At 55.4% G+C, this 21562-nt stretch carries 19 protein-coding genes and 1 other RNA gene; 5 read left to right on the top strand and 15 right to left on the bottom strand.

The window, feature by feature from the left end:
• Positions 1–18 precede the first annotated feature (18 nt).
• From V6D20_23270 to V6D20_23255, 4 genes are all read right to left on the bottom strand, one after another.
• On the bottom strand, positions 19–3546 hold the full coding sequence (locus V6D20_23270; protein HEY9818699.1) for a DNA polymerase III subunit alpha: 3528 nt from the start codon (positions 3544–3546) through the stop codon (positions 19–21).
• Positions 3547–3792: 246 nt separating this feature from the next.
• Positions 3793–5427, bottom strand: coding sequence for a hypothetical protein (locus V6D20_23265; protein HEY9818698.1), 1635 nt, complete (start codon positions 5425–5427; stop codon positions 3793–3795).
• Positions 5428–5519: 92 nt separating this feature from the next.
• Complete coding sequence (locus tag V6D20_23260) at positions 5520–7337, bottom strand: ABC transporter substrate-binding protein (protein HEY9818697.1); 1818 nt, start codon at positions 7335–7337, stop codon at positions 5520–5522.
• Positions 7338–7369: 32 nt separating this feature from the next.
• Positions 7370–7711 (bottom strand): cytochrome c, encoded by a 342-nt coding sequence (locus tag V6D20_23255; GenBank protein ID HEY9818696.1) that lies wholly within the window; start codon positions 7709–7711, stop codon positions 7370–7372.
• A gap of 495 nt (positions 7712–8206) precedes the next feature.
• Here V6D20_23255 and petG point away from each other — a divergent pair, with 495 nt between their 5' ends.
• Entirely contained in the window at positions 8207–8320 is a 114-nt protein-coding gene (petG, locus tag V6D20_23250; protein ID HEY9818695.1) for a cytochrome b6-f complex subunit PetG, read from the top strand.
• A gap of 111 nt (positions 8321–8431) precedes the next feature.
• Here the strand turns inward: petG and rsmD are convergent, their stop codons facing one another.
• From rsmD to V6D20_23230, 4 genes are all read right to left on the bottom strand, one after another.
• Positions 8432–8986, bottom strand: a complete 555-nt coding sequence (rsmD, locus tag V6D20_23245; protein ID HEY9818694.1) for a 16S rRNA (guanine(966)-N(2))-methyltransferase RsmD — start codon at positions 8984–8986, stop codon at positions 8432–8434.
• A gap of 16 nt (positions 8987–9002) precedes the next feature.
• Positions 9003–9770 carry a TIGR00297 family protein gene (locus tag V6D20_23240; protein HEY9818693.1) on the bottom strand — a complete coding sequence of 256 codons (768 nt, stop codon included), beginning with the start codon at positions 9768–9770 and terminating at the stop codon, positions 9003–9005.
• A gap of 80 nt (positions 9771–9850) precedes the next feature.
• The gene (locus tag V6D20_23235; GenBank protein ID HEY9818692.1) at positions 9851–11578 is read right to left on the bottom strand and encodes a succinate dehydrogenase/fumarate reductase flavoprotein subunit; all 1728 of its coding nucleotides are present in this window, start codon (positions 11576–11578) and stop codon (positions 9851–9853) included.
• A 139-nt stretch (positions 11579–11717) separates the two neighbouring features.
• On the bottom strand, positions 11718–12023 hold the full coding sequence (locus tag V6D20_23230) for a hypothetical protein (GenBank protein ID HEY9818691.1): 306 nt from the start codon (positions 12021–12023) through the stop codon (positions 11718–11720).
• Positions 12024–12160: 137 nt separating this feature from the next.
• Between V6D20_23230 and V6D20_23225 the strand changes: the two genes are divergently transcribed.
• Positions 12161–12775 (top strand): pseudouridine synthase, encoded by a 615-nt coding sequence (locus V6D20_23225; protein ID HEY9818690.1) that lies wholly within the window; start codon positions 12161–12163, stop codon positions 12773–12775.
• Positions 12776–12820: 45 nt separating this feature from the next.
• On the opposite strand, the gene ssrA is transcribed toward V6D20_23225, so the two are convergent.
• Positions 12821–13211, bottom strand: a transfer-messenger RNA (tmRNA) gene (ssrA, locus tag V6D20_23220).
• A 258-nt stretch (positions 13212–13469) separates the two neighbouring features.
• Here ssrA and V6D20_23215 point away from each other — a divergent pair.
• Together V6D20_23215 and V6D20_23210 are read left to right on the top strand one after the other, a co-directional pair.
• Entirely contained in the window at positions 13470–14000 is a 531-nt protein-coding gene (locus tag V6D20_23215) for a DUF1499 domain-containing protein (protein ID HEY9818689.1), read from the top strand.
• A 256-nt stretch (positions 14001–14256) separates the two neighbouring features.
• On the top strand, positions 14257–14601 hold the full coding sequence (locus V6D20_23210; protein ID HEY9818688.1) for a hypothetical protein: 345 nt from the start codon (positions 14257–14259) through the stop codon (positions 14599–14601).
• Between the two features lie 17 nt (positions 14602–14618).
• Here the strand turns inward: V6D20_23210 and V6D20_23205 are convergent, their stop codons facing one another.
• The 3 genes from V6D20_23205 to V6D20_23195 form a co-directional block, all read right to left on the bottom strand.
• Positions 14619–15149: a DUF948 domain-containing protein gene (locus V6D20_23205; GenBank protein HEY9818687.1), complete on the bottom strand. Its 531-nt coding sequence runs from the start codon at positions 15147–15149 to the stop codon at positions 14619–14621.
• Between the two features lie 5 nt (positions 15150–15154).
• Positions 15155–15520, bottom strand: a complete 366-nt coding sequence (locus tag V6D20_23200) for a YtxH domain-containing protein (GenBank protein HEY9818686.1) — start codon at positions 15518–15520, stop codon at positions 15155–15157.
• Positions 15521–15724: 204 nt separating this feature from the next.
• A complete protein-coding gene (locus V6D20_23195; GenBank protein HEY9818685.1) occupies positions 15725–16060 on the bottom strand; it encodes a hypothetical protein in 336 nt (111 codons plus the stop codon).
• Between the two features lie 306 nt (positions 16061–16366).
• On the opposite strand from V6D20_23195, the gene V6D20_23190 reads away from it, so the two are divergent.
• A complete protein-coding gene (locus V6D20_23190) occupies positions 16367–19192 on the top strand; it encodes an S-layer homology domain-containing protein (protein ID HEY9818684.1) in 2826 nt (941 codons plus the stop codon).
• Positions 19193–19276: 84 nt separating this feature from the next.
• On the opposite strand, the gene V6D20_23185 is transcribed toward V6D20_23190, so the two are convergent.
• From V6D20_23185 to V6D20_23175, 3 genes are all read right to left on the bottom strand, one after another.
• On the bottom strand, positions 19277–19972 hold the full coding sequence (locus V6D20_23185) for a hypothetical protein (protein HEY9818683.1): 696 nt from the start codon (positions 19970–19972) through the stop codon (positions 19277–19279).
• Between the two features lie 196 nt (positions 19973–20168).
• Complete coding sequence (locus V6D20_23180; GenBank protein ID HEY9818682.1) at positions 20169–21050, bottom strand: DNA-formamidopyrimidine glycosylase; 882 nt, start codon at positions 21048–21050, stop codon at positions 20169–20171.
• A gap of 58 nt (positions 21051–21108) precedes the next feature.
• Complete coding sequence (locus V6D20_23175; protein HEY9818681.1) at positions 21109–21336, bottom strand: photosystem I reaction center subunit IV; 228 nt, start codon at positions 21334–21336, stop codon at positions 21109–21111.
• Positions 21337–21562 lie beyond the last annotated feature (226 nt).

Here is a 21562-nt window from a genome sequence, read left to right as displayed (position 1 = left end):
GATGGTGCAGCGTCCATCCTAAGCGCGACCTGCGGGTAACAAAGATGAGGTGCGGGCTTGGAAACCAGCTTGGGTAAGGACTGCCACCGCCTGATGAGAATCATGGACTCGGAACTGGGCTCCAAAACGCACGAGTTGCCGCTGTCCGTTTGCGCCCACACTGGCGATGACGGATACCCGCGCCCCATCGTCTTCCGCGCCCCGTTGCTGCTTGAGGATTTCCCTCAGGCGGTTGCGCTGGGTAATATCGTTGGCGGTCTCCAGCGGCAGGTCGATCATCACCAACTGTACCGCTTCAATGGGCTCGGCGTCTTCAACGATGAGCTGAATGCGGCGGTCATCGCGCCGATCGGCCTTGCCCCACACCATCAGGCGAGCATCAGGTTCGATTAAATGACCGATGCGCTCAAAGGATTTGGGAAAGACGACTCCTTCTACCTGTCCAGAAAGATCTTCCAGTTGGATAATCGCCATGCGATCGCCCTTCTTGGTAATCACCGGCTTGACGCTGACCAGCATGACAATGGCGCTGATGGTTTCGTTATCTTTTTCCGCCGATGCGCGCTCTGCCAGTTGATTGAGGTTGATGGGGGCTAAAACCTTGGCCGACTGCTGGATGTCTTTCAAGGGATGGTCGGAAATATAGAAGCCGATGAGTTCCTTTTCTAGCTTTAGCTTTTCCTGCTGGGGATAGTCGTCTACTGGGGGCGCAGTAGGAGCCGATTCGAAGGTGTCGATCGCTGGATTGTCGGCTGTTTCTGCAAACATATCAAATAAATTACCTTGCCCAATGGCTCGATCCTTCGCCCGCGCCTGAGCCCAGTCTAAGATGAGGTCTAAATCGTCCATCAGTTGACGACGGTTGGGCTTGAGGCAGTCCAGTGCTCCAGATTGAATCAACGCCTCAATGGCTCGACGGTTGACGGCTCGTAGGTCAATGCGATCGCAGAGATCTGCCAGGGACTTAAACTCGCCGCCCTGGTCTCGTTGTTCTAGCAGACTTTCGATCGCTCCCTGTCCAGCATGGCGAACCGCCGATAGCCCAAATAAAATCCGATCTTGCAAGGGCGTAAAGTCCAGCCCCGAACGATTGATGTTGGGGGGATCCACCTGGATGCCCATCTTGTGGCAGGTGCTGATGTAGCCATGCACCTTTTCCTGATCGCCGCTGTTGGCCGTCAGCAGCGCCGCCATGTATTCAACCGGATAGTTGGCTTTGAGGTAGGCGGTTTGGTAGGTGACATAGCCATAGGCTGTGGAGTGGGATTTATTAAAGCAGTATTCAGCAAACTGCACCATCTGATCCCACAGAGCTTCCGCTACTTTTTTATCTACCTTATTGCCTTCCGCACCTTCCACAAACGTGGCTTGGTGCTTCTGCATTTCCGACATTTTTTTCTTACCCATAGCCCGCCGCAGCAGGTCGGCTTGCCCGAGGGAATAGCCGCCCATATCCTGGGCAATTTTCATGATCTGCTCCTGGTAGACCATGATGCCGTAGGTTTCTTTCAAAATAGGGCGGAGAATTTCATGGGCATAGTCGATCACCTCTCGCCCGTGCTTCCGGTTGATGAACTTGGGAATCAGACCGGCATCTAACGGCCCCGGTCGGTAGAGAGCGAGTACTGAGGAGATATCTTCCAACCCCGAAGGCTTGAGATCGCGGACAATCTGCCGCATTCCCGAGGATTCTAGCTGGAAGATGCCGCCTAGTTCTCCCTGGGCCAGCAGTTGATAGGTTTTGGGATCATCAAGGGGCAAATGGTCGAGATCAATGCTCTTATTCTGGGTATGCTGCACCAAGTCCACGGTTTTTTGGATCATGGTGAGGTTTTTCAGCCCCAAAAAGTCCATTTTCAGCAGCCCCATGGCCTCGATGTCTTCCATGTAGTACTGGGTGATCACCGCGCCGTCATTATTGCGCTGCAGCGGCACCACTTCATCCAGAGGCTCGGAGGAGATCACCACCCCCGCCGCATGGACGCCAAAGGTCTTGTTCATCCCTTCAATGCGCATGGCCATGTCTACCCAGCGTTTGACCTTGGCATCGCTATCGTATTTTTCCTTGAACTCCGCTGCCGGCGTTTCCTCCGAAATCATCGCCTTGAGCTTGGCCGGCTTGCCCCGAGAGACAGGAATCAGCTTGGCCATGCGATCGCTCTCCCCGTAGGGAATATCCAGCACCCGCGCCACGTCCTTGAGCACCGCTTTGGAGGTCATGCGGTTGAAGGTAATAATTTGGGCCACGCGATCGCTGCCATATTTCTCGGTCACATATTGAATCACCTCATCCCGGCGATCGATGCAGAAGTCGGTATCAATATCTGGCATGGACTTCCGTTCAGGATTCAGGAAGCGCTCAAATAGCAGTCCATGGTGGACTGGATCAATGTTGGTGATGCCCAAGGCATAGGCCACCAGGGAGCCTGCTGCCGATCCTCGGCCAGGGCCCACGGGAATGTTGCGATCGCGGGCGAATTTAATATAGTCCCATACCACCAGGAAGTAGGTGGAAAAGCCCATCTGCTGCATCATTTGCAGTTCATACTCTAGGCGATCGCGATACTCTTCCGGTACGTCAGTCCGCTGATGGACGTTCAGCCGCCCCAGCAGCCCGTCCCAGGTCACCTCTTCTAGGTAGGTATCCGCCGTGTGATGGTCGGGAACGACATAGTTGGGGATGCGGGGTTCGCCTAAGAGTCCGGTATATTCGCTAACCTTGTCGGCCACCGTGACGGTATTGGCGATCGCTTCCTCAATCACCTCATCGGTGAGATGATCGCGAAACAGGCGACGCATTTCATCGGCAGATTTCAGGTATTCCGTACCGCTGTAGCGCAGGCGTTTGTCTTCGGTAATCAGCTTGCCGGTTTGAATGCAGAGCAGTGCATCATGGGCCTCTACGTCGAAACAGGAGATGTAGTGGGAGTCGTTGGTGGCAATCAGTTGAATATCCAGCTCGCGGGCAATGCGGACAATTTCCACATTGACGATCCGGTCTTCCTGGGAACCGTGATCCTGCAGCTCTAGATAATAGTCGTCTCCAAACAGATCTTTATACCAGCGAGCTACCCGGCGGGCAATCTCGGGCTTGCCTTGCAAAATTGCTTGGGGTACCTCACCGCCTAGGCAGGCGCTGGTGACAATCAGCCCTTCTCGATGTTTTTCCAGCAGATCTTTGTTGATGCAGGGGCGGGCAAAGATCCCCTTGCCTTGATAGCCATCCAGATGGGAGAGCGTGGTGAGTTTCACCAGGTTTTTGTAGCCCTGGGTATTTTTCGCCAGCACTACTTGGTGATACTTGGGACGGCGTTCCTGTTTGGTAATGTCGCCGTTGATCACATACATCTCATTGCCAATGATCGGCTTAATGCCCCTGCCTTTGCAGACCTTCAACAGCTCGATCGCCCCATACATGACGCCGTGATCCGTGAGAGCGATCGCTGGCATGTCCAGCTCCAGAGCCCGATCAATCAGTTGAGGCAGTTGGCTAGCCCCATCGAGCAAGCTGTAGTCACTGTGAATATGTAGGCCAACAAAGGACATAGTTGTTCAAAAAAAAGATCACCGAATACTCTTCAGGTTAACGGATTCCTTGGGCTATATCTAGGCTTTGTAATGAGCCGAAACCCTATATGTAGAGCTGATTTTGAGCCATGACAACGTTCACGCCCAGGGATGGCGACGAGGATCAGGGGCGTGTTATGAGTGCAAATGTATTGCCGTCTGTAACGCTAGTCTAGCGACGAAGGACGGGCTCCGTCATGCCTCTTGTTCAGGCAGCACTGGAGTCTAGAGTGGGGCTGGATCGGGGCCGGGTACAACACCCGATGGTTCTGCAGGAGAGGGCAGGCTCAATCCAGGATCCGGTACCGCGACGGGATCATAGCTGGGTAGGTCATCGAGTTTAACCTCTGGTGGAGGCCCTGGATCAGGCGAAAATCCTGACTCTGGACTATCTGAATAGACGGGAGCCTCGACTGCTTCAGCATTGGGTTTGGGGCGCTCTGATGGTGGACTATCCTCAGCATACTCAGGTACTTCGTTGTAACTTGGCTCCGCAGGGTAGATGGGCTCTGTGGGATAGATGGGTTCGACATCGCCAGGACCGATATATTCCCGCACAGGGCTGGGAGATGAGTACTCGCCTACATCTTGTTCCTGGTTTGGAGATGCCCAAGTGGGTGATTCAAACAAATAATCAGAGGAAGAGGCCTCGGTGATGCCCTCACCTGGCCATTCGTCTGATGGTGGAAAGGCCTGTTCTCGGTCGAGCAAAAAACCGTTACGGCGAGGGTTATTGGGCTCTTCTAACCTCAGGGAGAACCCAAACCCGAGACCGCCTAAGGCTGCCAGAACTGAGGTGAGGCCGACGGTGATTGGAAACCAGCGAATGTTGTACGGATGGGGCGATCGCCCTTTGGATTTAGCAGAGGTTGGTTGAGAGGTTGGGTTCGTTGCTGTCGTTTGGGATATTGCTGGCGCGACGACTTGGGTTGGTTCGGTCAAATCAGCCTCTGGGTGAGGTGGTTCAGGTGAGGAAGCGGCTGGAGCTACCACTTGGGTGGGGGCGGTGGAGAGGGTATGGGCTGGCGGAGGAGCATTGACTGCTGTGTCTGTCGCTGCTGCAGGGTTTGCAACCTCGGAGCTTGCGGTCGCTTGGGGGGCGGCCACCACTTGGGGGAGGAGGGTGAGCCAATGTTCAATTCCGGAAAAGTCGCTGTGCTCGTCTGGCTTGAGGGCCTTCAGTAGTGCCTGCTCGACCGCCGAATTGAGATGGGGCTGATGCTGATGAAGGTTGTGGAGCAGGGGCACCATATCCAAGGAATCTAGCGATCGCGGTTGTCCTGTCAGGGCAGCGTAGAGAACGCGGGCTAGATCCTGGAGATCTTGGGCGGGGGATGGGTAGCGTGCGGTGCCTTCCTCGTTTTGAATGCTGCCAAGGCTGATGCTGCCTAGTAGAGCTGTGGGAGGTGTGGTGGGTCGCAGCACAATAGTTTGGGGGGAAACAGCTCCGTGAGGCAAGCCATGGCGATGCAGGGATGCAAGGGCGGAGCCAATTTGGTGAACGTAGCGCAAGGCGTCAGCTTGGGAGAGGGGCTGGTGGGCGATCGCCTCTGCCAAAGTTTGTCCTTCGGGATGTTCGAGCACGAGGAAGGGCTGGTCTTGCTCAATAAAGGAGTCGATCACCCGGACAAGGTGGGGATGATGGCAGCCGTAGAGTCTCCGCCCTAGGTCTAAAAAGCGCCGGTGCATAACCTCGGGAGATGAGGGTGCATCAGGGAGTGGAGTGAGGGTGCGCAGACGAACGGTTTCTTGTAAAACGCTGTGGGTCGCTAAATACGTGATGCTGCGATCGCCCTCTTCGAGGACATGACGAATCACGTATTTTCCTTGCTGCAAGTCCGCATCTTTCGTCAGCGTCATTGGGGGATCCTTGAGAACCTATCACGACACAAATATTCACATCATCCTACCCTGTTCAGGATGATTGCACTAGAACTTCTTCACCAAGGGCATCAGTTCGCTACTTCGGGTTCGGGCGATCGCTCCAGCATCCTGAGTTCATGGACATTCCACAGTAGTTGACCGATGGCGGAGAACTGGACTCCCTGAATGCGATCGCGCACGGCGACCAAAGATAGGGGATTGACCAAGTGAATGATCGGTATGTACTCCTGGGCTAGCTTCTGGGCCTCAGCATAGAGTTGGTAGCGCGTTTCAAAATCGGTAGCTTGGGATGCTTGCACATAGAGGCGGCCGATTTCTGCCTCCCAGTCTGCCACTTCCCGACCGATGATGTCATCGGCATCTGGGCGGAGATTGAAGTCATGAAGGCGACCATCGGGCGACCATGCACTGATGCCGAAGTGGGGCTCTAGGCTGTTGGTGGTGCCTAAAATTTGCGCTTCCCAATCCAGGCTGAGGGTAATCCGATCGACGATGGCATTGAAGGACAGGGCTTGCAGCGTAACCCGGATACCCAATCGCCCTAGATCACGCTGAATCTGGGTGGCGATCGCATCGGTGGTACCCGATCCGGCCACATGCATCAGGGTGAACTCAACGCGGTTGCCGTCAGCATCCAAGAGCTGACCAGCCGCATCGTAGGTAAACCCGACGGATTCCAGTAAAGCTCTACCCTGACTGGGATCATAGTCGTAGGTGGGCAGCCCATCGTCTGGGGATAGGTAAAACGGACTTTGCAGGGCGATGGAAGCATGTTGAACGGTGCCCAACCCTTGAAAGATGTTGTTAATCAAGGTTTGGCGGTCAATGCCATGGGCGATCGCTTGCCGGAATTCTTTTTGGTTAAACCAAGCCGACTTGACTGGATCCACCAACGGCTGGCCGGCAGGCCGCTGACCGCGATTCAGGTTGAACATCAGGTAGCTGGTGGAGAGGGCTGGGCCACCGTTATAGATGGTGAACTGCCCCCGAGATTCTTCCCGCTTTAGCAAGCCAAAATTTGAGGCGGATGCTCCCACAGCATCCAGCCCCCCTGACCGAAACTGCATCAGGGCCGTATCAGGAGAATCAACAATTTGCCACACCATCTCCTGCACCGGTTGTGGACTGGTGGTGGCATCGTTCCAGGCCCAATAGCCAGGATTTTGTTCGAACACCAACCGCTGACCTGGGATGTACTGAACCATGCGAAAGGGGCCACTGCTGACAATTTGCTCCGCTGGTGTATCGGTACCCCACAGCGATAGCAAGGGTAGCGGCTGACCATCGATCGCTTCTAGCGACGCTGCCAAGGCATGGCGGGGCATGATGGGAACCCCGCCCATATTGCGCAATAGTGGTGCAAAGGGTTCGGGAGATATGACTTCAACTTGGCGATCGCCCACCTTTTGGACAGTCGGCAATGCGCCGGATTCGCCAATGCGCAGACTATCCCGCAGCAGCGTGGGCACTGCTGGGTTGAAGCAGACATCGTTGAAGGTAAACACCACGTCATCGATGGTCAACGGCTGTCCATCCGACCACTGCATGGCGGGACGTAGGGTGAAAACAATCCGCTGGCCATCCTCACTCACCTGCCACGATTCCGCCAAGTTGGGCAGGAGTTCCCCCGTTAAGCCATTCTGGCGCAGCAAGCTCGCATAGGTAACGCCGTCAAAGATATTGGGGGATTCTTCATTCAGGGCAACATTGAAGGTTTTGGGCTCGTTGGGAAAACTCATGGTCAGCCGCTGGGCCAACTCTGGACTGGGCTGTGCTTCCAGTCTGAGGATCGCGCCCACGCACAAAAGAACGATCGCCCCAGCCAAGAGAGCGGCCCACCACAGCGATCGCCGCTGATTCCACCGATTGTTAAGGGTTTTAGTCAACGCAGTACAGCGTGCAGATAGAGATGGTTGTACTAGAGGCTTTCGAGGTACTTCAACAAATCTGCCATTTCTTGAGGGCTAGGCTGGAACTGAGGCATGGGCGGCGTTTGCCCACTGGTTACCTGATGGATGAGGCTCACCCGTGATTTGTGATTGGCCACATTTTGGAGGCTGGGGCCTACAAGCCCATTGGCGTAGAGCCCGTGGCAGCTTGAGCAGTTCATCTGAAAAATAGCATGGCCGCGCACCGGATCGCCGTCTAGGGATAAAACTTGCTGGACGTAGGGATCAGAATACCAAATCTGATAGGTTACTAGAATGCCAATGAGCAGGGCAAGTAACACAAAAAATGCGGCGAGAGCCATGTGCAGCATGGCTCGTTCTTGTAAAGGCTGCTTTTGATCTGGCGCGTTCAGTAAATCTCTAGTCACAACTCAAAGTAGCCGCAGCTATTGAACATGGGTGATGAAAACGGTTTATGAAACGTAAAACTTGGCTGTAACATTGCTGGCGACGCGTGAACCCGGATCATGTATTTGTCGCATACATAAGTTTAATTAACTTAATTCGATCTTGCAAAGCTTAAGCAGAGGTGAAGAGGGTCATTTTCGGTCATGAGGGGGCGATCGCGTCGGGGATGCTAGGACTGATGTGACCACGGGGCGATCGCTCCTTTAACTTTGTACCCCTGCCCAGTATGATAAGAATGGTAAGAAATGTTGTGATGCCCCAAGTAACGTTGCCACAAACAGCCGTTCTCAACCCACGCGGATGGTTGCTCTGTAGGCAGACTGTGGGCAAAAACTCTGCCCTAAGGCACGGGTAGCACTAAGATTAAATAAAACCGTTGAGATCGAAGGAGTTGAATTGTGGTAGAGCCTCTATTGTCTGGAATTGTGTTGGGATTAGTGCCGGTGACCCTGCTAGGCCTGTTTGTTGCAGCCTATTTCCAGTACCGCCGCGGCAACGAATTCGACCTATAGTCTGAATCTACGATGGTAGGACGGCCAGGATCCGCATAGATCCTAGGCTGTCGATCGATAGTAAACCTCTCAAGTTCTCTGGGATCTTGGGAGGTTTTGTGTTAGCAGGGCTTAGGCGTTGCCATAAAACGTGAGGGCGGTGTTGCCATACTGCTTATGGCGTACGGCGACGAGTCCGCTTGAGGTCTGGCTGGGGATGCGATCGGGGAGTGGCTGCTGAGGATCATGCTCGGCGGCGAGTTCACCGCCTGGGGCCAGTAACTGTCGGCGGGCGATCGCTTCTAGTACGGGTTGATACAACTCGCCGTGATAAGGCGGATCAAAGTAAATGCGGTCGAAGCTACCGGACAGGGTTGCCAATTGCTGGAGCACCCCACCGCGCCGCACCTGAATCTTCTGATGGGGCTGCACCACCTGCTGCCAGTTCTGCTGCACAATCCGGCAGGCCGGAGCGGATTGGTCAATGGCGATCGCCTCTGCCGCACCGCGACATAGGGCCTCAGCTCCCATGGCTCCGCTACCAGCACAAAGATCCAGCCAGCGACAGCCTGTGATGTTTCCCTGCCAAATGTTGAACAGGGCCTGCCGAACGCGGGACGGGGTGGGGCGAGTTGCTAGACCTGGCAGGGTTTTGAGTTGACGATTGCCGTAAATGCGAATGCTCATGGTGGCGTTTTTTGCGTTAGACCCCTGCCACAAGGCGGATTAATAGGGCTAGACCCATGGCAGCGATCGCCCCGACTAAGGTGTTGATCACGTTCACCAGTTCATTGGTCAGCCAGTCCCACTGGTCTTGCAGCGTCGCACCGATCAGACTTTCCACGGTGGTTGCAACAAATGCCGCCACAATACAGAGACCGACGCCTAAGGGATCGATCATGCCGACGCCCCAGCCGACGAGGGCAATCGCCACCGACGCGACTGCGCCCGCCAGGGTGCCTTCCAAGCTGACTGCGCCCTCCGTGCCCCGAGGAACGGCTTGCAGCGTGGTGATCAAAAAGGTGCGTTTTCCATAGGCCTTGCCCACTTCACTAGCCGTGGTGTCGGAGAGCTTGGTGGCAAAACTGGCGACATAGCCCAAGAGCAGGAGCGATCGCCCTTCGATGTCTGTCGCCGGGAGCAGCAGCAAACCGAGGGCACAGAGCGCACCAATCAGGGCCGAACCCCAGACATTTTCTGGACCCCGTGCCCCTGATCGCTTCTCGGCAATTCCCGCTGCTTCTTTCTGGGCCAGCCCAATGCGGGTCACCGCCGACCCCACCAAGAAGTAGACCATGACGACGGTATAGCCCTGCCAGCCCAAGCTACCCCAAATTAAGACGCCCAAAACCCAAGCATGCACCAGGCCCGCCGGGGTGAGGAGTGCTTTGGGTGCTAGCCAGGCGAGGCCCAGCAGCACCGTGTTGAGAGCCATGGCGATCAGCCACGGGTTAGAAAAATCAATTGCCACTGTGGTTATCCAGTCCAATGCCCTGATTGTACTGGATGCTGGAACTACCAGGAGGTCGCTGGAGTAGCCCTTGCTGATGGCTAATACTTTCGTTCCTGGGGTTCAAAGCGGTTGATCACCACAGGGCGATAGGAGATGTCGACGCCAGCGGGGGAGTAGTAGGCCAGGGTGTGTTGCAGGAAGTCGGCATCGTTGCGATCGGGGAAGTCTTCACGGCAATGGGCCCCTCGGCTTTCTCGGCGTTGCAGAGCAGATTCTAGAATAATCTGCCCAACGGTGAGCAGACTGCGTAGCTCTAGGGCTTCGGTGATCTCGGTATTCCAAAGGGCTTGCTTGTCGTCAAGGTAAATGCGCTGGGCCCGCTCTTGGATCTGCTGCAGTTGTTCTAAACCTTGCTGCATAGTATCGGCGGTGCGGAAGACGCCACAGTGATCGGTCATGCAGTCTTGAAAGGCTTGGCGTACCTCGGCAATCCGGTAGTCGCCGGATTGATTAATGAGGGTGTTCACCTGCTGCTGAGCTTCGATGACGTAGCGACCTTCTTGTACCTCCGGCAGTTTGCGATCGCTGACATAACGGGCGATCGCTGCTCCTGTCCGTCGTCCATAGACCACGCATTCGAGCAGGGAGTTGCTGCCTAAGCGATTGGCCCCGTGAACGGATACACAGGCTGTTTCGCCAGCGGAGAAGAGACCGTCTACGAGGCCATCAGGGCCGCTGCGCACCTGGCCATCGGTGTTCACGGGAATACCGCCCATGGAGTAATGCACGGTAGGGCGAATGGGAATCGGTTCATGGACAGCATCCACACCAGCGAGGCGATGGGCCTCTTCCCAGCAAAAGGGCACGCGGCTCATGATCTTGTCCTGGCCCATGTGCCGTAGATCGAGATAGACGAAGGGGCCGCCAGCACTGCCATCGAGGTGAATGCCGCGACCTGCGCGCAGTTCCTTGGTAATGGCGCGGGAGGTGATGTCTCGGGGCGCTAGCTCCATCTTGCTGGGGGCGTAGGTAGCCATAAAGCGATCGCCCTCACTGTTGATCAGATAGGCCCCTTCCCCCCGCACGGCTTCGGAGATCAGCACCCCAGCGGGATAGAGACCGGTGGGATGAAACTGCACAAATTCCATATCTTGCAGCGGAATACCCGCCGCCGCCGCCATGGCTAAACCGTCTCCAGTGGAGGCGAAGTCATTGGAGGTGGTGTTGTAGGCGCGTCCATAGCCACCGGTGGCCACCATGACCGCCTTGGCTCGGGCCACTTCAATATGCCCGTCCACTAGGCGATACATCACCAGTCCCTTTGCCTGCCCCTCTTCCACAATCAGGCGCATCACATACCACTCGTCGTAGATGGTGACCCCATAGCGACGTAGATTGCTGACTAGTTCGTGCAAAATAGCGTGGCCAGTTTTGTCAGCGGCGTAGCAGGTACGTTGATGGGTATGGCCACCAAAGGCCCGTTGGGCAATGCGTCCATCGGGCAATCGGGAAAACAGCACGCCCATATGTTCGAGATCAATCACCACACCGGGAGCCTCGCGGGTCAAAATCTCCACCGCGTCTTGATCGGCAAGGTAATCGGAGCCTTTGACGGTATCGAAGGCGTGGGCTTCCCAGGTGTCCGTGGCGTCCACATTATTGAGGGTGGCAGCGATTCCTCCTTGGGCAGCCACGGAGTGGGAGCGAATGGGATGGGTTTTGGCAATAACGCCGATGGAGATGGCGGGATTGGTGCGGGCAATTTCAACGGCGGCACGGCAGCCGGCTAGGCCACCGCCGATGATCAGAACATCATGCTCAATCATGGTCGAGGATTGTGGGTTGGGCGCTTCTATCCTGGCGCAGATCGGTGAGTTCCCCGCCAAAATGCAGGGAACTCTTTAGAACTCTTGAGATGATCGGCATCTGGGAAAGCGATCGCCTGGGTTAATGACAACTAGATAACTAGCTAGCCACTTGGGGATTTTGGGTGCTGATGGGCTGGCTGTCAGAACTAGATTCTGTCTCGGGTTCGACCGCCGTAAATTCAATGTGATTGAGGAGGGTGGTGACGAAGGCAAAGAGCAGAAAGGGCAACGACAGCACCAAAATCAAGCCCACTGTAGCGAGGGCATAAATGGGACGGCTAGCGCCCATGAGGGCGAGGGCGGTAGCAAGGCTGAGGAAAATAACGATCAGCCAAACAATAATCTGACCGTAGATATCCCCGAAGGACAGGGTGCAGGCAACGCGATACTTTTCCATGTTCATGGCGGTCTAACTTCGTACTCCTTAAACTCCTAGGTTAAGGGTTGTTTGCCGTTGACCTGAGCGAACTCAACCTTTTTTTAGATGAACCGACATATGTCTTAACATACGGGGACTAGGTTGTTCATGGCGATCGCTCTATGCCCCATTCCCACCGCTATCTTTTGTTTTACAAACCCTATGCTGTGCTAACGCAGTTTAGCGATCGCACCGAGGCGCTCCGAGACACCCTGAAAGCCTATATTGACGTGCCAGGAGTCTATGCTGCTGGTCGGCTGGATCGGGATAGTGAAGGACTGTTGCTGCTGACCAACGATGGCTGGCTGCAGCATCGCTTGACCGATCCGGTGTTTGCCCATCCCCGCACCTACTGGGTACAGGTGGAACGATGTCCCGATGAGGCTGCCCTAGAGCACCTGCGGCAGGGGGTGGTGATTAAGGGCGATCGCACCCGGCCGGCCCAAGTGCGGATACTGGAGCAAGAACCGGATCTACCGCCTCGCGATCCACCGGTGCGCTTTCGGAAAACCGTGCCCACGGCTTGGCTAGAGTTGACTTTAACCGAGGGGCGTAATCGCCAAGTGCGGCGGATGACGGCGGCGGTGGGCCATCCCACCCTGCGGTTGGTACGCCGAGCGATCGCCCACCTGCGCTTGGACGGCCTGGAGCCAGGCCAATGGCGGGATCTATCGGAGGACGAAGTGATGGAACTACGGCGGATATGTCGATCGCCCCGATCAAAAAAGCGACCCTAGGATTAGGATCGCTCATTTGGAGGTCTTGTCTGGAGGTTTGGATTGAAATGGAGCTGACGGGAGTCGAACCCGTGTCCGCCTCAGCTATTGGTACTTCACTCGTTCACAGGCGTAGCTTCTCTAACCCTTGAAGCGGGAACCGTCCATTATCCCGGACGGTAGGATGCTCTGGTAAAGTCTTAGCTAGTGGTTGACCAGAGGCAGCCCACTAGAGCATCCGTTGGTTTTTGTCCACAGCCCTTAACGGAGTCACACTGCAGACGCTCGAGCCGGTTAAGAGGCGTTATTAGGCAGCAACAGGTGCCGCTTTACGAGCAAAAGGTACGATGTTGTTCGCATTTACTTTTTTTTTGAGTCTTGATTTACGAGAGTGGACTCGCTCTCGGCCTGAATCACAAAGTAGTGTTCACTAAAACGTCGAAACCATTACAGCCCCGCGTTGATTTCCGGTGAATACGTCACGCTCCATGGTCTGGAGGCAAGGTTTCCCCGGTCTTACTATTATAGACGGACAATCCGTCGGTTGTGTGCCCGTAGGAAAACCTAACAGTCAGACTACCTATCCTCAGTGGGATGGATGTGGGACGCTTTTGATATCGATGCGGTGGGCGATCGCTCCTAGTCTTGGGAGAGATGGGGTGCAGTGGGGACAATATTAAGTAACATGAAGGGAAATGTACGTAGTAGGCCCGTCATGGTTATACGAATTCTGATCACCGCTTGTATTGTGCTGCTGGCGATTGGGAGTGTGGGATCTTGGGCAGCACCTGCCGCCGCGATCGCAACCGTGCCAGTGGCTGAGGTTTCATCAGGAGGTCAACCCTTGTTTCATTTTTCCGGTCAGCGTCCTACCAATCTGGGTGTAAAGGACGGCAAATTAGCGGCTTGTCCCGCATCCCCCAACTGTGTGAGCAGCCAAGCTGATGCCGCTGATGCAGAACATGCGATCGCGCCCCTCACCTATCGCTCCACCCCTGGGGAGGCGATCGCCTCCTTGAAAGGCATGATTCAAGGCATGGAGCGCACGGAGATTATCGACGAATCGGATACCTATCTCTACGCTGAGTTCACTAGCGCCCTCATGGGGTTTGTGGATGATGTAGAGTTTTATGCAGAACCAGGCACGGGCATTATCCATGTGCGATCGGCGTCCCGTTTGGGGCAGTCTGATCTGGGGGTCAATCGTACTCGCATTGAAGCCATTCGCACGGCCTGGACAGCTTAGGGGCGTTACCCTGCTGGTAGGGATGTTCCTAGGGGCGGTCTGCCGATCAGGTTTGCCGATCGGATCTGCTAATTGAACCTGCCGATCGATCATCCTGTAGGCTATCGTCTAGACCCCCTGCGGTCTCTACCCCTAGGACAATTACCTTTATCTTGAATCCGATGGGCTGGGTGTTTCATCCCTGGATGGCGGATGCCCTCAGCTCATCGCTGTATGTATCTTAGATTGTCACTGCGCGGCGGTCTGCGCCTTTTCCATGACTCCTTCCTCCCCTTCTCCCCAACCCAATCTAGGGGCATCGTCCCCTGGGGCTGAGTATCATGCCCCCAGCGATGCTGAGCCGGTTCAAGTGTTGATTGAGTCGTCTACCCGAGTGGGGTATCTGATCAATCAGCTCTTGCGCTGGTTTGGGCGGTTGTCCGACGGCAGCAAATGGATGGTGGGACTAGGGGCGATCGCCGTAATTCTCACGGTTCTAAGTATTGTCCTGGAACTGATTTCCTTCGTGGTGAAGCTAGCGCTGCTGCTGCTGTTGGGATTAGGCGGCTACAAGCTGTTTCTGCAATGGCGATCGCCCTCTTCACCACCCCGCGATTCGTGAGCTGTCGGGATGAGGCGTTACTCCCCGCGTCTGTCGGTATCCGAAGGTGTTGCCCAATACTCGCGATTTTGGATGCGATCGCCATCATTGTTACGGCGATCCTCGGTCTGGGGAGATGGGTTCAATCGATCGTCCAAGGGTTGGCTGCTGCTAGCCGGTAAGCGATCGAGCGATCGCCGAGATGGTTGACGCCGCAGAGTCCGCCATGCCGCCGTCACCCCGATCACGATGCTGCGCGTTGATGACTGGGCCCGCTGCACCTGCTTCCGAGCCCCGCCGATGCCTTGATCCACTTGCTGCACCACCCGCTTGGCGCTTTGAACGCCGTCGTTCACATCATCCGTTAGCTCACTAATCTCCAGCCCCGTCAGGCGAATGGATTCGAGGGTGGGGGGGAGTTCACGGCTTAGGGTATCAAACAGCTTTTCGGCACTGCGCGCCGCCCGCGCCAGTTCTTTCAAGGTTGGTATCATCGCAACCAAGACGGCGGCCAAACTCACAGCCACCAGCAGAATGGATACCCCCAGCCAAAATACAGGATCTATCACAGGTATTACGTCAAACTGGAGTCGTGGGACTTGGGGCTGACCTCAGATCTGGGATCGTCGCCACGGTCGAGAGCCGTTTGGCGATCGCGCTGACTAGCCTCCACCCCTGCCGCGATCGCATCCTTAAGACGCGTTAAGGTTCCATCCCAGTTGCGCAGGGCAGATTCTGAGAGGCGATCGGCCTGTAGCTGGACGGTGGTGGACAAATCTTCGGCAATATCCGGTAGGGCACTCGCTGATTTTTTCAAAAGCTGACGAGTTTCCCGCCCAGTCTTAGGGGCTACCAATAGCCCAGTAATGGCTCCAACGGCTGCCCCAATCAGCAGCCCGCCTACAAATGCTCCGGACGAACCCGATCGCTTTTCTACCATGCGTTTTTCTTCCTCTGCTGCACCGCATTAACATTAAACAGAAGCCTGGACGTTGGCCATCGATGGCAACCTATGCCTAATGTTGATGTGCCTCAACTTGCCCCTAAGATACCTCAATATGTAGCGAGTTTGTGGAATTTCTAGGCCAGCCGTCATGGGGACTGTGGAGATTCTCCATTAGGACATCAGACCTGCCCTTGAACTTTAACGGGTACGGGGCGATCGCGTGCGACGACGACTGGATGGGTAGCGCAGCCGCCGCCAGGCCAGTTGACCCACGGCAACGAGTGATAAAATCTGCTGCAAGCGTGCCACCTGCTGGTTCAGCCGTTCGTAGCTTTGCCGAAGTTGGTGGGTACCTTTCTGCGCGGTGATGATCGCTTCCGGTGCTCCGTGCAAAACATCGTAGGTACTTTGCTCTGCTGACAAGAGCGCATCGGCTACATTCGCCAAGGTGCGCCGCAGGCTCCAAACTTGCCAGGCGACATACCAACAGACGATGGCAATCAAGACATTTAAGATTAAGACGGTGGTGACCATGGGCGTTCTATGGAAAGCATGGGGAGAGCGATCGCCCGGATAGCCGAGGCTGCCTGTTCATCATACTATTGTCGGCTGATCTGGGCTGATCTGGGTGGTTTCTGGTGTGTGTGGGGTGGGTTAGGAATGTTGGCCCCCTGTCTTGTTCTCAACAATCAGCCTTAAACTGTTGAGGGGCACTAGGTGTTCACGGTCATCGGGTTATCCAGGACGTAGAATCAAGATCCCCCCCGGCCTGAGTTGAACGTTATGTCACAGTGCCGGCCTCCATTCTCACTCGCGGCTTTTGTTTAGGGAGAAGCATCCATGGTTCAGTCTGCCCCAACTTCTGTACAGCGGTATGTTCATCCAGAACGCGGCAACAATAATGCGACGGGCGATCGCGCCAATCCTTACAAAACGCTGACCTTTGCCTTGCAGCGGGCTCCCAAAGGCAGCACCATTTACTTGAATCCAGGTACCTACAGCACGGCTTCTGGTGAGACATTCCCTATCCAAATTCCGGAGGGGGTGACGCTCATGGGCGAGGAGAGTAATCGGGGGCAGGCGGTGATCGTTTCTGGCGGAGGCCTGTTTAGCAGCGCCTCCTTTGGGCAGCAGAATGTGGCATTGGTGCCAGCAGATGGGGTGCGGCTGGTGGGGTTGAGTGTCACTAACCCCAATGCGCGCGGTACTGGCGTTTGGATTGAGTCTGGTCAACCCGCGATCGCCCACTGTACTTTTTTAGACTGCGGGCGGGAGGGTGTGTTTGTCACCGGCAGCGCGACGCCGGAGCTGGTCAACAATCTATTTCGGCGTAATGCCGCCAGCGGGATCTCCATTGTGCGCAACGCTAAGGGAGAACTACGCCACAATATCTTCCAGCAGACCGGCTATGGCATTGCGATTAGCGACCAAGCCGCGCCCCTCTTGGCAGACAACCAGATTTTGGAAAATCATTCAGGCATTGTCCTCTCGCGATCGGCCCGGCCCGTGTTGCGCAATAACTGGATTGCCCGCAATACCCGCATTGGCTTGCTAATTCGCGATACGGCTCAGCCGGATCTAGGACGGGGCCTGTCGCCGGGCGGCAATGTTTTTGATGGCAATATTCAAGCTGATGTGGTGAACGAAAGTACGGCAAAAGCTGTGTCGGTGGGCAATCAAATCAACCTGAATCGCACTACAGGAACGGTTGAATTTGCGGCCATGGCTCCTGGGGCAACCCTGCCGACGCCCACGCCTAGTTCGCTACAAGTCCGGGCAGAGCCGGTGGTGGTTCCGCCAGCGCCCGCACCAGTGCCGCCAGCGCCAGTGCCTGCACCGCCCGCCACCGCATCCACAACGGATGTGACGCTGACGGATATTCAGGGCTATTGGGCAGAACACTTTATTCGCGGCTTGGTGCGTCGGGGCATTGTTAGTGGCTTTACCGATGGCACCTTTCGCCCTGAACTCACCGTGACCCGCGCCCAGTATGCCACCTTTGTCTCCCAGGCGTTTCCCCTGCCTGATACGGTTGCGCCAGCTTCGTTTTCCGACGTGCCATCCAATTTCTGGGCGGTGGGGGCGATCGCTAAAGCCCAAACCATGGGGTTCCTGTCAGGATTTGCGGATGGTACCTTCCGACCCAATCAAACCATGAGCCGCGTTCAGGTGATTGAGTCGTTGGTGAAAGGGTTAGATTTAACGGGCGGCACCCCCAATTCTCTGCAGGTCTATCGCGATCGCAACCAGATTCCCAGCCAGGCGGCGGTGGCCGTGGCCACGGCCACCCAGAAGCGCATGGTTGTGAACCACCCCTTGGTGGATATGTTCAATCCCATGCAAACGATTACCCGTGCCCAGCTTTCGGCGTTGCTCTATCAAGCCTTGGTGATTACCGGACGGGGATGGGCGATCGCTTCCCCGTTCATTGTGGAACCGGCGTTGGAAATGCCGTCTTTCTCCGATATTGATGGGCATTGGGCAGCGCCCTTCATCCGTGGCTTGGCCAGTCAGGGGTTCATCCGTGGTTTTGTGGATGGCACCTTTCGTCCTAATGCGTTGATGACTCGGGCGGAATATGCGGCGCTGCTGTCCGGCACCTTTAATCCTCTACCCGATCGCCCTGTGGTGACCTTTGATGATGTGCCTAGTAGTTTTTGGGCTGCCGGGGTGATTCAGCGAGCTTACCGGGGCAAGTGGCTATCGGGGTTTGGGGATGGTAGCTTCCGCCCGCAGGACAATTTGCTCAAGCTGCATGTGTTGCTGTCCTTAGCCAGTGGTTTGGGGTTAGAACCAGGCGATCGCCAGTTTCTGAATATCTACACGGATAAGGATCGCATTCCCACCTATGCTCTCGATGCTGTTGCTGCGGCCACCGCCCAGGAAATTGTGGTGAACCATCCCCAACTGCGAGAGCTGAATCCCAACCAAACGGCAACTAGGGGAGAGGTTACCGCAATGGTGTATCAGGCGCTTGTGTATGCTCAGCGATCGCAGCCCGTCACCTCGACGTTTGTGGTGAAGCCTGACGCATCCATTTCCAATGATCCCGACGGTTCAGTTATTCCCACGGATCCCGGTGGTGCGGTGGTGCCAGCCCCCACAGCTCCAAGGGTGATGCTTGATCCAGGACATGGAGGCACAGATCCCGGCACGGTAGGGGTCGGTGGGCTGAAGGAAAAAGACTTGGTATTGCCCGTTGCTCAGTCTGTCGCGTTTCAGCTTCAGCAGGCCGGGGTGCGCGTCGCTCTAACGCGTTCGACCGATCAAGCCGTGGTGTCGGATGAGCGCGTGAAATTAGCTGAAGATTTCAAAGCTGATGTATTTATCAGTATTCACGCCAATGCCCTAAGTCTCAGTCGCTATGAGGTGAATGGGGTAGAAACCTACTATTACCGCACCTCCGATGAGGGGGGCGAGCTCGCGCGAGTGGTGCATGATCAAATTTTGCAAAAAGTAGGCATCAAAGATTTGGGCGTTCGTCAGGCTACGTTCCTCACTCTCCGCCAAACCACCATGCCATCGGTGTTAGTGGAAGTTGGCTATGTGACTACTCAAACCGATGAAACCAATCTCATTGATGAGACTTACGTGAAACAGCTCGCCGACGGTATTGCAGAAGGTATCAAGGTGTATCTGCGTCGCCGAGGAGCGATCGCCTCCTAGTACATTTCCTCCTAGTACAAGGAGGCCATAGGTCGGCCTAGGATCAACAACATCCCAAGGACTACGCTGGCTGAGCCAAGTCGTCTAGATATCGCGTCTGTCGATGGTGTCTAAAATCATTGATAGACGGGGATTGATGCTGGGAGCGATTGCCTGAGGATAGTGGGTGAGGGCATAGAAGGGCTGTCCATCGCGATCGCCCAAAAAGAGAGAACCACGATAAATGGTCTCGCCTACAGCATGTTGAAAGTCAATGCGTTCATCGGCCCAGGTGTAGGTGAGCACGCGCGTGCGATCGACCATCTGCCAGCGACGATTGGCGAGAATGCCGTTGTTTCCCAGGATGCGATCGCGGAGCTCATCAACGGTGACCTCGCCAACTGGTACAACGATCTGGAGATAGATGGATGGGTCTGGTTCGCCGTTGTCCTGGGTTTGGTTAAACTGAACCGATTGAGTATCCCCGATGGTTTCAAACAGACGGCTAAACTCTCCTTTGGGGGTGTAAAGCGTCAGGGGAAACCCTGGATGGTCAAACAGTTCCAGTTCTACTTCCGTGGGCTGGCCATCCACCATCACTAGGGTTAGCTTGGTTGGAGGGAGTTCGCGCCCAGCCTCAGACTCGGGAGGGGTTTCGTCTTCAGTCGAGGAATCGCTATCGATTTCTAGTTGTTCTCCGAAGCTCGATGACCAGTTTTCTAGCCAGTCGGGCATGGTTGTGCAGGCCGCTAAGGTTAAGCCTGAAACGATGCTCAGAACTATCCAAGGAGTCCATTTCATGGCGAGGTACGGCGAAGAGCTACAGGTTTAATGCGGGAACAAACAAGAGCGATCGCCTGCCTGCATAAGGTATCAAAGACTAGTGTGCAACGGACTAGATTCATAAACGAGCAATGGAACTGAACCGGCTTAGATAGTAAGCAATAAGAGGGACTCAAACGCTCAGACTGGAATGAAGCTTATCCCAAACTATACGCTAAGGCGAGTCGTTTGCGATCGCCCCCTTCAGTTGGCAGGCAGGGCAAAAATGGGCAGATCGCCCAGCCAGCTTGATGCGCTCGATGACGGTGTCGCACAATCGGCAGCGATCTCCTTCTCGACCATAGACCCAGGCTAAGCCACCATAGTTGCCGTTGACGCCTTGCAGATCTCGAAAGGTGCTGATGGTGGTGCCGCCCGACTCAATACCTTCCCGCAGTACCCGCTGGATCATGGCGTGTAGGGTTATACATTGATCGATCGAAAGGGTAGAGCTATCGGTGGTGGGATGGATGCCGCTGAGGAACAGGGCCTCATCGGCATAGATATTGCCCACGCCAGCCACAAACTGTTGATCTAACAAGGCAGTTTTAATCGGTCGGCGGCGATCGCTCAGCCAATGGGCCACATAGTCCACTGAAAAGTCAGAGGTAAAGGGATCGGGGCCCAGGCGAGTTAAACCGGTGATCACCTGGGAGGGTTCTATGCCTGGCGGCACCCACCACATCCGCCCAAAGGTGCGTTGATCAACAAACCGCAGTTCGCGATCGCCCTCAAACCATAGCCGCACTCGACAATGCTTCTCTAGGGGCGTGGTCGGTGGCACCCAGAAGAGCTGACCGGTCATACGTAGATGCACACCCAACCAGGCCGATGGGGTTGTTGAGGGTGCTGCTGAGGTGATTTCTGCTAACAAATACTTGCCGCGCCGATGCCAGCGGGCGATCGCCTGCCCGGTGAGTCCGGCAATAAAATCGTCCATACAAAATGGGTGGGCAATGGTGCGATCAAGCAACACATCCCCACCCACAATGGTTTGATGTAGAGTAGCTGCATTCAGCCCCCGACATACTGTTTCAACTTCTGGTAGCTCGGGCACAGTCAGGTCGCAAAACGTAGAGTAAATCTAGTCTAGCGGCTTTCCGTGCTAGAGGGTCTTACTTTTTCTTGGCGGGTGCCGAGACTTCTTCCACTTCATCTAGGGAGAAGTTGTTGGTGTTCACGCCGCCAGCGGAGCCGCTGAAACCGCTGTAGTTTACCTTGTCAAACCGTACAATAACGGGGTATTTAATGCCGCTTTGATCCACAGACGCAACGGTTCCTACATCTTTATACCAGTAGGATTCTTTGCGCAGAATACGAACTTTTGAACCACGTTGAACCATGAGAGTTTTCCTTTCAGGCTATGTCCAATTATTAACGTCGGCACGCTACCCCTTGCCGCTCGATAATACGGGATAAAAAAGGTCGGGAGACTAAGCTCATGTCACGGTGCAAGGGGCAAAACAGCGTTGTTTACAGCGTACTACTGGTTTGGGGGTCTCCGGTCATTTTGGTTTTTAAGTTTTATTGCCGATGGTCACAGCCTGGCAACAATTTCATAAAACTTTG

The sequence above is a fragment of the Candidatus Obscuribacterales bacterium genome, from assembly GCA_036703605.1.
Lineage (GTDB): Bacteria > Cyanobacteriota > Cyanobacteriia > RECH01 > RECH01 > RECH01.
The sequence above is the reverse complement of the archived record's forward strand: the minus strand, read 5'-3'. Positions and strand labels throughout refer to the sequence as shown.